We start from the raw sequence: 11,795 nt of genomic DNA on the forward strand, positions 1-11,795 counted from the left end.
CTCTGTGACCAAAAAAGTGACACCCAAAAACTGCTTTATTTTAACTGCTGAAGATCTCTCCCCCACATTTATATAAAAAGACCTTTAACCAAAACTGTTTAGCCCGTCAATGGTTAATACATCAATATCCCCAGTTTAATGCTACAATATATTTATCAATAATTAGAGATAAATTCACTCTCCAGCTCCTCTAAGCCACTCAACACGCATATAAACGAGACATCATCCTATCAAGCACATCCTGTCGTCAAAAACCATCATAGAAAACAATAAGAAATCTCTTTTAAAACTTTCTACTCAAATAGGCAAAACTCTCTGTACAGCGCATTAAGCAACCTTTCTCCAAAGATAATGATCTAAACAGAAGAGTTTTGTCCAGTGCTGTCAGTGTTGTCAGTTCTTTTTAGAGCCTATATTATTTTTTTAAATGAGAGAAAATTAAAAACATTATATTTCAATATGTTAGTATTTTAATGATACAACCTATATCGACAATACAACCTTAAATACAATCCATAATATATATTTGTCAGTTTGTGTCAGTAAATTAAACTGACAAAATAGACTATTTTAGTGACTCATAAAACCTATCAAAATAATTATTATGATATTTTAAAGCACATAGTGCATTTGTCTTTTTTCCATAAAATAAACAGCAAATTTCACTACTTTGCTGATCTTATCCTATGCCATGGGCTGTGGATAAGTACCTTTAAAAACCCTTTTGAAAAAAATTTATCCGTTTTTTCGCATTTTTCTGCATTTTTTTCACCATTTACTCAAAATGGATTTAATAAGCTTCATTTTGATTCTTTTGAAGAGAATTAATCAATAGAATATATTGTCATGGAGTTTATTCTTTATGCTTCGCCCTCATCATTCTGATAATGAACACGTCACTTTACGCTCTCTCTTAGAATATTATCGTCAACAAGCAAAATCACCCCGTGAATTGGGAACGCTGTTTGAAAATCTTGTCATGGCTTATCTTATGCATGACCCTCTCCATTTTGGACGATATGAAACGGTTGAGAGCTATTATGAATGGGCAACAGAGCGTGAAGGTTGGAATAAAAATGATATCGGCATTGATCTGGTGGCAAAGCTTCGCAATCAAGAGGGATATGTGGCTATTCAATGTAAGTTTTATAAAGCTGACCATCAGATCAGTAAAAAAGATATTGATAGCTTTATCGCTGCCTCTGGAAAAGACATCTTTAAATATCGTCTTCTCGTTGATACCACAGAAGTGGAATTAAGTGACAATGTGAATGCCATGATTAAAGGACAAGCGATACCCGTTTATCGTATTGACCTTCGTCATATGGAAAACAGTCGGATAGATTGGCAAATATTTGCAACAAAACAAGAAGTTCTTCTGAAATCAACAAAAGAGCCTCGTCCACATCAAGAAGAAGCCATCAAGAAAGTCTGTGAAGGGTTAAAAGAAGCAGACCGTGGTAAGCTGATTATGGCATGTGGAACGGGCAAGACTTTCACCAGTTTAAAGATAGCAGAAACCATAGCAGGAACAGGCAAGCGTGTGTTGTTTCTGGTGCCCTCGCTTGCTTTAGTCTCGCAAACGATCCGTGAATGGACAGCCGATGCACAAGTCCCGTTGCGTTCTTTTGCGGTGTGTTCGGATACAAAAGTAGGCAAGCGTCGTAAAAACCAAGATGATATTGTTGGCATGGAAACATCAGATCTTGTGCTCCCTGCTACCACGGATGCCCAAGCCCTTGCCAAAGAAGCGCGTGAAAACCTAACAGATGCAATGACGGTTATCTTTTCAACTTACCATTCTATCCAAGTGCTTTCGGATGCACAAAAAGACCATGGGTTACCTGAATTTGATCTGATCATTTGTGATGAAGCCCATAGAACAACTGGTGTTGTGTTGGGAACAGAAAAGCATGAATCTGAATTTATCAAGGTTCATGACAATAGCATTATTCGAGGCAAAAAACGCCTCTACATGACAGCAACCCCAAAGATCTTTAGTGACAAGCTGAAAAAGAATGCTTTCTTATCCAATAACGTTTTGGTATCCATGGATAATGAAAAACTCTATGGCAAACAACTTTATACTTACAACTTTTCACGTGCTTTAGAGGATAAGCTGTTAGCACCTTGTAAAGTTATCATATTAGTTGTCAACGAAGAAGAAGTAAGCCAATCCATTCAACATCTGATAACCGATAAGAATTATGAACTTATTCTCGACGATAGGACCAAGATTAATGGCTGTTATAGAGCCCTTACCAAAATGGATCTGAAACTTGATCTTAAAGATGACCCCAAACCCATGCGTAGAGCTTTAGCTTTTTGCAAAGATATTGAGACTTCTAAACGCATATGCAAGAGATTCAAAAAAGAAAAAGTGCAAGAATCTTTGCGCGCTCTTCATAAAAACTATAAAGATACTCCTCCTCTTAACTGTACCCTTGCCCATATCGATGGAACCTTTAGTGCTAAAGAGCGTACAAAACAACTTGAATGGTTAAAGGAAGATGCGGGGGAAAATACTTGTCGTGTACTTACCAATGTACGCTGTCTTTCTGAAGGTGTTGATGTACCCGCTCTTGATGCTGTTCTATTTTTACACCCGCGCAAAAGTCAAATTGAGATTATTCAAGCAATAGGACGTGTAATGCGTCGAGCAGAGGGTAAAAAAAGAGGCTATATCATTCTACCCGTTGGGATACCCGCTGATATTCCGCCGGAAATAGCCTTAGAAAACAACCAAAAGTATAATGTCATCTGGCAAGTTCTCAATGCTTTACGTGCTCATGATGATAACTTTAATAAAATAATTCACCATATGCACAAAAAACAAGACGTAAGCGATGCTCTTGAAATTGTTGCTGCTTCTCAAGAACTTGCGTTAGAAGATACGACCACGGTTATTGATGATTTACCTATACGCTCAAAATTAGAGTATTCAGGACTTAATATTGGGTTAGCAACTTATGAATCCTCTCACACATGTGAAGAACAAGGAGAACTCCCCCTTTTTTCTAAATGTAAAGATGTCATTAGAACTGCTATTGTTAATAGATTTTACGACCCTAGCTATTGGAAAAAATGGGCAATAAATGTTGGTGATCTTGCTCAAACTCATATCACACGCTTAACTGAGGTTTTGACGAAATCAGAAACTGAAACACGGCGTGTGTTTAATGATTTTATGACCGAATTACGTAGTAATTTAAATACAACTATCTCCGAACAAAATGCGATTGAAATGCTTGCGCAACATCTTGTGACGCGTCCAGTCTTTAATGCTTTATTTGAGGGGCATCAGTTTGTTCAAGAGAATCCCGTATCTTGTGCTTTACAACGTGTACTCAATGTCCTTGATAAAGTTACCCCTAAAGAAGAATCTCAAGATCTCAAAAATATTTCTAAGAGTGTACAATTTTACACGCGTGGAATTACCACTCTTGAAGCACAACAAAGTTTAATTGTAGAGCTTTATAATGAATTTTTCCGTTATGCTTTTCCGCGTACAGTAGAAAAATTAGGCATTGTTTATACTCCCATTGAGGTTGTTGATTTTATCATTCATTCTGTTGATGATGTGTTGCGTCATGAATTTGGAAAAAGTCTAGGATCACGTGGTGTTTCTATTCTTGACCCTTTTACGGGTACTGGGACCTTTATCACACGGCTATTACAATCCAATCTCATCAAACCAGAGGATATGGAATATAAATACCGTTATGATATCCACGCAAATGAGATTGTCTTGCTAGCCTATTACATAGCAGCCATTAATATCGAAGCAACCTATCATGGTCTTATGAAAGGAAATTATATCCCTTTCAAGCATATTGGTTTGACTGATACGTTTCGAATGATTGAAGAAAAAAATTTGATGGAAGGTATTCTCAAAGAAAACAGTGAATATTTAGAGCATCAGAAAAATTTGACTATCGAAGTTATCTTCGGCAACCCGCCTTATTCAACTGGTCAAAAAAGTGCTAATGATAATGCGAAGAATACCCCTTATCCCATATTAGATAATCGTATCAGTGAAACTTATGCTGCTCAATCTGAATCAATCAATATGCAAGCACTTTATGATAGCTATATACGAGCAATTCGATGGGCTAGTGACCGTATAAAAGATTGTGGTATTATTGGTTTTGTGACAAACGCAGGGTTTATTAATGCATGTTCTTTAAATGGTTTAAGAAAATGCCTCGTTAAGGAATTTAGCAGCCTTTATATTTTCCATTTACGGGGTAATCAACGAACCTCTGGAGAACTTTCGCGAAAAGAAGGTGGTAAGATTTTTGGTTCTGGATCACGGGCTCCCATAGCTATCTCTATTCTCATAAAAAATCCAGAATCTCAACAGCGTGGGAAAATATATTTCCGTGATATTGGAGATTATCTCACAAGAGAAAAAAAGCTTAAGACAATTAAAAAATTTGGTAGCATTGATGGTATTACACAGAGCAAACAAGGTTGGCAAATAATTATACCAGATAAGCATAATGATTGGCTTGGTCAACGTGATGACAGTTTCAAGACATTCCTAGCTTTAGGTGATAAGAAACCTCATAGTAAAAAACTGTTTGAGATTTATTCTTGTGGTCTAAAAACCAATCGTGATGCTTGGGCATACAATGCAAGCAATGAAACTCTCGCGAAAAATATGAGTAATATGATTACTTTCTACAATAGTGAAGTGGAGCGTTTTAATGGTGTTTATACACATAGTGACGGTAAAACAGGTACTAAAACTGTAGACAATTTTGTTAATGCCGATGAAAGTAAAATTAGTTGGAGTATTAATCTTAAGAAACATTTAACTAAAGGAAAGATTTTTGAATTTGAAGATACATGCCTTATTCAAAGTTTATATCGTCCTTTTACACAACAATGGCTCTATTATAATCGTGCCTTTAATGAAATGGTTGCTCAAATTCCATGTATATTCCCGATGGAACAAGCGGTTGAAAATAGAGTAATACAAGTGACAGGCGTAGGTGCAATGAAAGGTTTTTCTGTACTAATGAGTAAGGATTTACCTAATTTTGATTCAATAGAAAAAAGTCAATGCTTTCCAAGATATATTTACGAAGATACTACGGTCTCAAAAAGTAAAAGTGAGAAACAATCCCATTTATTTACAGAAGAAAGTAAAACAGCTGGTTTACAGAAGCGTGATGCCATTACGGATGAGGGATTAGCACATTTTAAAGCTGCTTATCCTAATGAAGCCATAACAAAAGATGATCTATTCTATTATGTTTACGGTCTACTTCATTCGGAAGATTATCGCACCCGTTATGCTGATAACCTCTCTAAAGAACTGCCTCGTATCCCTTGTGTAAAGAGTGCTGATGACTTTTGGAAGTTTGTAACCGCAGGGCGTGAACTGGGGCATTTGCACATAAACTATGAAACTGTAGAGCCGTATTCAGTAACCTTTAAAAAAGGTAATCCAAAACAAACAGAGATCTATAATCCCGAAAAATTTTATTATGTGACTGAAATGAAATTCGCAAAAGCAGGTAAAGAGAAAGATAAATCAACGGTTATTTATAACAGCAATATCATTATGACAGATATCCCTCTTGAAGTTTATGAGTATATCGTCAATGGCAAGCCCGCTCTTGAATGGGTTATGGAGCGTCAATGTGTAAAGACTGATAAAAAGAGTGGTATTGTGAATGATGCCAATCGCTATGCTGTTGAAACCGTTGGCAACCCTGCTTACCCATTGGAGTTGTTTCAAAGGGTTATTACGGTAAGTTTAGAAACCATGAAAATCGTTAAGAACTTACCCAAATTGGTATTAAGAGAAACTGAATAACTTATAAAGATGCTCATATAATGGGTATGATAAACGCATAAGGGGTATAGAGCTTATAACTATAATCTATACCTCTTTTGTTAAGTTGATTAGATACAATCCTAATATGCGTTATTCTAAAAATAAGGCTTTGTACTTTTAAACACTCTTATTGGGATTGCTTTAAGACTTTTAAGAAACCCACTCTTTAATAGAATTAGATTTTTTTACATTGCCTTTAAAAGATTATACCGTAATCTAAAATGATAGCTTTATTAACATCGACCTTGTGGCTAAAATTCGTGATTATGCTGCTATTTTCCTAACTCTACTTTGGGACTATAAGCCCCTCTTTGGCTAGTTTTTCAACAGTTGTTTCAGCAACGCTTACTATGAGATTAGAAAATGATGCAAAAGCATTTCCATCGCTATAGCCTTTTGCTAGCCATATGGTTTCTTTGTTTTTTGTATGGTGAATAAGATAAACACTAACACTTATGGCGGGCTTACTAATATTATATCCACCGGTCACATAACCTGGTGTCGTCTCAGTTTTTATGGTAGCAAAGTTTCCAAATCCCGAAATAGTACTTGTAGAGGTTCCCGGATGATATGTTGGCGGGATATACGTCTGTGATATAGCACGATTATCAACGCTAACTATTAGGAGTGCATCTGCGCCTTTATTTGTTATAATTTCCTCTTTCTCGTTATAGGAATAATTACGAGTTGGAGGGAAAAGTTCTAATCCTCTCAATATCTGTACATTGTATTTAACGAGGGATTTCTCAAAGGTGTCTTCAAGTTCTTTTTGCTCAGAAATAGACATGCCAACACCTCCTATGACCACCTTTTTCGTTTGAAATCGTCCCTTGTAGTTTGGATCAACAATTCCGTTCAAATGTGTTATAGGACCACAAGCTGTGAGTATTAACAAACAAAGTAAAATAAAAAACTTCATCATCATAAACCTTTGATTAATGCAAAAGTCTAATAATGTATTTATAATTCAAATTAAAGATACGATTTGAATTTTTAAATAATTTTTTTAGATTGTTTTGCAAAATTTATGAAATCCACTCTTAAAGTGAATTAGATTTTTTTACATTGCCTTTAAGAGATTATACCGTAATCTAAAATGAGTGCTTTATTGTTATCAAAAGCTTTGTTTAAAGAGAGTTATGTATATTCATTTTGCTTATAGGTTTTGAAGGTGTAAAAACCGTCAAAACCCCCTCAAAACGTATATTATTAGTTGAATTTATAGGTTGTGTTATCAATATGGGTTGTTTTTTAAAGGTCTGTAAAATCTTAACATATTGAAAAATAACGTTTTTACTTTTTATCGTTTTTTTACATAATAGCAGCAACCCTCAAAACTCAAAACCCCTTCAAAACTCATAACCATAATGATTTTGATAGCATTTCATATGAGTTACAAGCTATCTTTTGAAAGGCTTTAAAGGGTCATACGCTTTTCATAAGACACGTTTTAATGACTCACTAAAATGATCACTTTTGTCAGTTCAATTTACTGACACATAACTGACAGGTTTTAATCAATTCACATCATTGGTTATCTTTCAAGATTGTACTCTTGATATGGGTTATGTTTTAAAGATATTAAACTATTGAAATATAATGTTTTTAATTTTTACTCATAAAAAAATAATAGAGGGTCTTAAAAGGAACTGACAACACTGACACGGTCTATTAAAAGAGATTTTGCTCATCTCTATAATTATCAGTTTCTATTGAGATGTTTTCATAACAGTCTATAAATCGTAATTATCCTATTTATCGTTTCTCTTATGAAAATGAAAAATGATGCGGTGGCTATAAAGCATATAACAGCTATAGAGAATGCATAAAAACAGCAAGGTTTTATAATCATAATGCAAATGAATGCATTGGTTATAAAGACCATCTCTATAAAAAGCTGTTAAGTTGCAAATATGTTACAAACAAAATTCACAAAAAATTTAAAATTCATTTAGTGACAAAATTGATAGGTTATAAAGTTTAAAATACGCATCATGAGAGCGTTTCTAAATATTATAAATGTATAGATTCAGAAAATAACGCAATCATTTAAGAAAGCCAATAATATAGCTTTAAAAGCATATAAATATAAAAGAAGCAATTAATAGGCATAAGACATTATCAACACACAACGTATTTAAAAAATAAGAAAAAATATCAAAAAAGATAAAATATTATTTGACAATAAATACGTATTTTGTTATATAAATAATCAAGTGCTTAACAACACTAAACAAACAGCGGGTAGATTACGAAACAATCTTTCCCATCTTTTAAAATACTGACTGTCTTTTATGTTATGATTAGCATATAATGATTTTGTCGGGTGTGGTTACACCATACAATACTCTTTATGAGAAAAGTGTAACGACGGACTGTTTGCCGTGTTTGTTAGCACCCGGCGCCCTTCTGGGCTGTCAATAACAATATTATTCAAACAGGTTTTAATTATGACAAATATATCAAACAACACCCCCGTTATCTCTTCCATTTCAAATGAAACTGCATCTGTTAATAAACAACAGCCTGCAAAAAAATACGAATTTACAGGAGAGACAATAGAGGTTGGTGATTATACTCTTTATCGCATTCGGGCTTTAAGGGATTTTGCTAATATAAAAGCTGGTGATTTAGGCGGCTTTATACATAAGGTTGCAAATTTAGCTCATAATGGTGATTGTTGGGTCGGTGGCAATGCCATGGTTTATGGTGATGCTCGTATTTACGATAATGCCCATGTTTCGGATAATGCAAAAATTACTGGATCTGCAAAAATTTATGACACTATTTATGGCAAGTTTCTTGATAAAACTAGAATTTATGGCAATGCTGAGGTTTATGATAAAGCGCGTGTTTTAGGAACCTCTCAGGTTTATGATAATGCCCATGTTTATGAAAATGCTATAGTTTTTGATAATGCTAGGGTTTGCGATAATGCCCATGTTTGTGGCGCTGCTATGGTCAATAGAGAAGCCAAGGTTTATGGGAATGCTATAGTGACTGGTTATGCCCATGTTTATGATAGGAGCTGCGTTTATGACAATGCCAAGGTTTATGGCAAGGTTTATGGTGGTGCTTGGGTTTCCAATAATGCTTTAATTTCTGATAATGCTGAGGTTTATGATGATGCTCGCATTTATGACAATGCAAAAATTTATGGCAAGGTCCATGGTGATGCTCATGTCTATGGCAATGCCAAGGTAATTGGCTATACTGAGATTGGTGGTGATACCAAAATTGGTGGCAATTATAAAGAACCCGTTATCACTGCTGATATTGTTTTTACAACTGTGTAAATGACGCGCGGGCGCGGCGGGGGCGCCCCTCTTTAAACATTTCATTCTAAAATTCAAATCTATTTATAAAGGAATTGTGCTATGCAAAAAAAGTTTGCACTCACAAATGAGACACGTGTATTTAATAATCAAACTCTTTATCGCATTAAAGCTTTAAGGGATTTTGACGATGTTAAGGCTGGTGCCTTGGGTGGTTTTATTGAAAATGAAAGTAACCTCTCTCATGATGGCAATTGCTGGGTTTACGATAATGCTCTTGTTTTAAATCCTGCCCATATTTATGAAAATGCCAAGGTTTTTAATAAAGCTATTATAATGGGTAATGTTTATGGCAATGCCCATGTATGTGACAGTGCCCGCGTTTATGCAAATGCTCATGTTTATGACAATGCGCATCTTTCTTATAATGCTTGGGTTTATCATCAGGCGCGGGTTTATGGCAATGCAAAATTATCAGGGAGCGCTCGTATTCATGGCAATGCTGAGGTTTATGATCATGCTGTTATCAGTGGCGCTGCTAAAATTTATGGCAAGGTTTATGGGAATGCTAGCGTGGGCTGTCATACTGATGTTTATGGCTCTGTTTATGGTAATGCGAAAATCTCTGGTTATTTCGTGATTAGAGGTAATGTATATGGCAATGCAAGATTAAAAAGAGATAGTGATTTATATTGGGTTCCCATAAATTGTGAGGTTTATGAAAACGATACCGTTGTAAAGATTATTGAAAATAACGCTGCGTAAATAATGCGCGGGCGCGGCGGGGGCGCCTGCTTTCCAACCCAATTTTTCCATTTCAAATTTTATCAAACGTTTATCACATTAGATTGTGAGGGGATCTCTATGTGTAAAAAATATGAATTAACCAATCAAATCAAACAAATTAAAGAGAGACTTACTAAGCAAATTATAAACCTTTATCGCATTCGGGCTTTAAGAGATTTTGATGATGTTAAGGCTGGCGATTTAGGTGGCTATATCGAAAATGAAGGGAACTTATCTCATTATGGCAATTGCTGGGTCTATGATGAGGCTTGTGTCTATGGCTATGCTCATGTTTCTGATCATGCTAAAGTACGTCATTTGTCTCATGTGCGGGGGCGTGTCTATGGGAATGCTGAGGTCTATGGAAAGGCTTTAATCACTCGATATGCTAAAGTTTATGACCATGCTTGTGTTTATGGAAGTGCTCATGTGGCTGGCAATATCTATGGCAATGCTCATGTCTGTGATCACGCCCGCGTTTATAGCAACTCCCATATTTATCAACATGCGCGCGTTTCTCATGATGTTTTTGTTTATGATCATGCTAGAATCTATGGTCATTCAAAGGTTTCTGGCTCTGCTTGTATTTACAACAGTGCAAAAATTTATGGACAGGCTGCTATCAAAGGCTTTGCAAAGATTTATGGCAAGGTTTACGGCTCTGCTCTTGTGAGTGGGCGTGCTGCGGTTTATGGCTCTGTTTATGGGAATGCAAAAATCTCTGGTTCTGTAAAGGTCTATGGTCGTGCCTATGGAAAAGCAAAAATAGATAAACAAAGCAATGTAAAATCAGTTGCTCAAAATTATGAGGTTTATGAAAGCGATAACGTTGTTAAGATTGATAAATAGCATAAATAACAGGCATGGAAGTGCCTTCTTTATGGTTATAAACCCATCATAAAAGAGAGAATGCAAAAAAAGCCGTGTCAAGTGATTATGACGCGGCTTTCAAATGTCTACCCTTATGAATCATTTCAAATGGAGTTATGAACGCATATATACAAAACGTATTATATTACAAGCGCTCTATTCAAGATATGAAAACTTATCAAGAGAAATGTATGATGTGTATGATCTTTAATCACTCATTTGAATGAGAGAGCCTATAAAACGCTTGTTATGGCTATCAAACGTATTAATCATAACTCCTCCTTTGTGAGGTAGTCATTTGAAATAAAGCACATGATCAAAATGCTTCTTTTAAAACGTTTCAATATACTGACTTTAAAATTGAGTTGAGTAAATTGAAATAACTTACATTCTAAAATCAAAACCTATCAAACAAATCAAAATACTTGGTAGCTTTAACAAAACCCGTTTTTTACAGTTGCAAACGTTGGCTTTTAAAACAAGCTCTCATAAAGACAATAAACAACCGCTTTTATCAAACGCAAGGCTTTAGAAACTGTTATAAACATCTGTTTCAAACGTTTAAACAGTATTTAGAAAGGCTTTCATAAGTTTCTTTTAAACATAACTTTTTTGCAAATTAATCGCTCTATATTTGTGCTCTGTACTTTTAAATGGTAACTTTTAAAACGTTTTTTAGTAGCATATCTAAGGTAAAATAGTATTTTACTACTGTGGTATTAGTTTTGTGGAAGCGAATAATTCCGTTCTTAAAAACTAGTCTGCAATCTATTCATTAAAAGGCTTTTCATTTCATAAGATATAAAATACCTCTTTATCGTTTTTTTAACTTTTAGTAAGCGTTTTAAAAGCGTTCTTATCCTTAATCCTTTTATGCAATCTTTATAAATTAAACCTATTATTCCTTTTTAAGGTTTCGCTCAAAAAAGAGCAAAACTTATACCATTCTTTAAACGTATAATCGATAATTCCAAACGACTAAATTTTTAAACAATGTGATTTGTGCTGTGATAAAA

Annotated in this window: 5 protein-coding genes; 4 read left to right on the forward strand and 1 reads right to left on the reverse strand. The window is 34.9% G+C overall.

What is annotated here, in order from left to right:
- The first annotated feature begins 862 nt into the window (after nt 1-862).
- Entirely contained in the window at nt 863-5,827 is a 4,965-nt protein-coding gene (locus ACFINM_RS08685; RefSeq protein ID WP_375641103.1) for a DEAD/DEAH box helicase, read from the forward strand.
- A 307-nt stretch (nt 5,828-6,134) separates the two neighbouring features.
- Here the strand turns inward: ACFINM_RS08685 and ACFINM_RS08690 are convergent, their stop codons facing one another.
- The gene (locus ACFINM_RS08690; RefSeq protein ID WP_375641104.1) at nt 6,135-6,635 is read right to left on the reverse strand and encodes a hypothetical protein; all 501 of its coding nucleotides are present in this window, start codon (nt 6,633-6,635) and stop codon (nt 6,135-6,137) included.
- 1,663 nt (nt 6,636-8,298) lie between these two features.
- Here ACFINM_RS08690 and ACFINM_RS08695 point away from each other — a divergent pair.
- From ACFINM_RS08695 to ACFINM_RS08705, 3 genes are all read left to right on the forward strand, one after another.
- A complete protein-coding gene (locus tag ACFINM_RS08695; protein ID WP_375641105.1) occupies nt 8,299-9,144 on the forward strand; it encodes a hypothetical protein in 846 nt (281 codons plus the stop codon).
- Nucleotides 9,145-9,225: 81 nt separating this feature from the next.
- Complete coding sequence (locus tag ACFINM_RS08700) at nt 9,226-9,888, forward strand: hypothetical protein (RefSeq protein WP_375641106.1); 663 nt, start codon at nt 9,226-9,228, stop codon at nt 9,886-9,888.
- Nucleotides 9,889-9,987: 99 nt separating this feature from the next.
- Nucleotides 9,988-10,758 carry a hypothetical protein gene (locus ACFINM_RS08705; RefSeq protein ID WP_375629682.1) on the forward strand — a complete coding sequence of 257 codons (771 nt, stop codon included), beginning with the start codon at nt 9,988-9,990 and terminating at the stop codon, nt 10,756-10,758.
- Nucleotides 10,759-11,795 lie beyond the last annotated feature (1,037 nt).

It is taken from the genome of Bartonella sp. AA168HLJHH, from assembly GCF_042197365.1.
Classification (GTDB): domain Bacteria; phylum Pseudomonadota; class Alphaproteobacteria; order Rhizobiales; family Rhizobiaceae; genus Bartonella.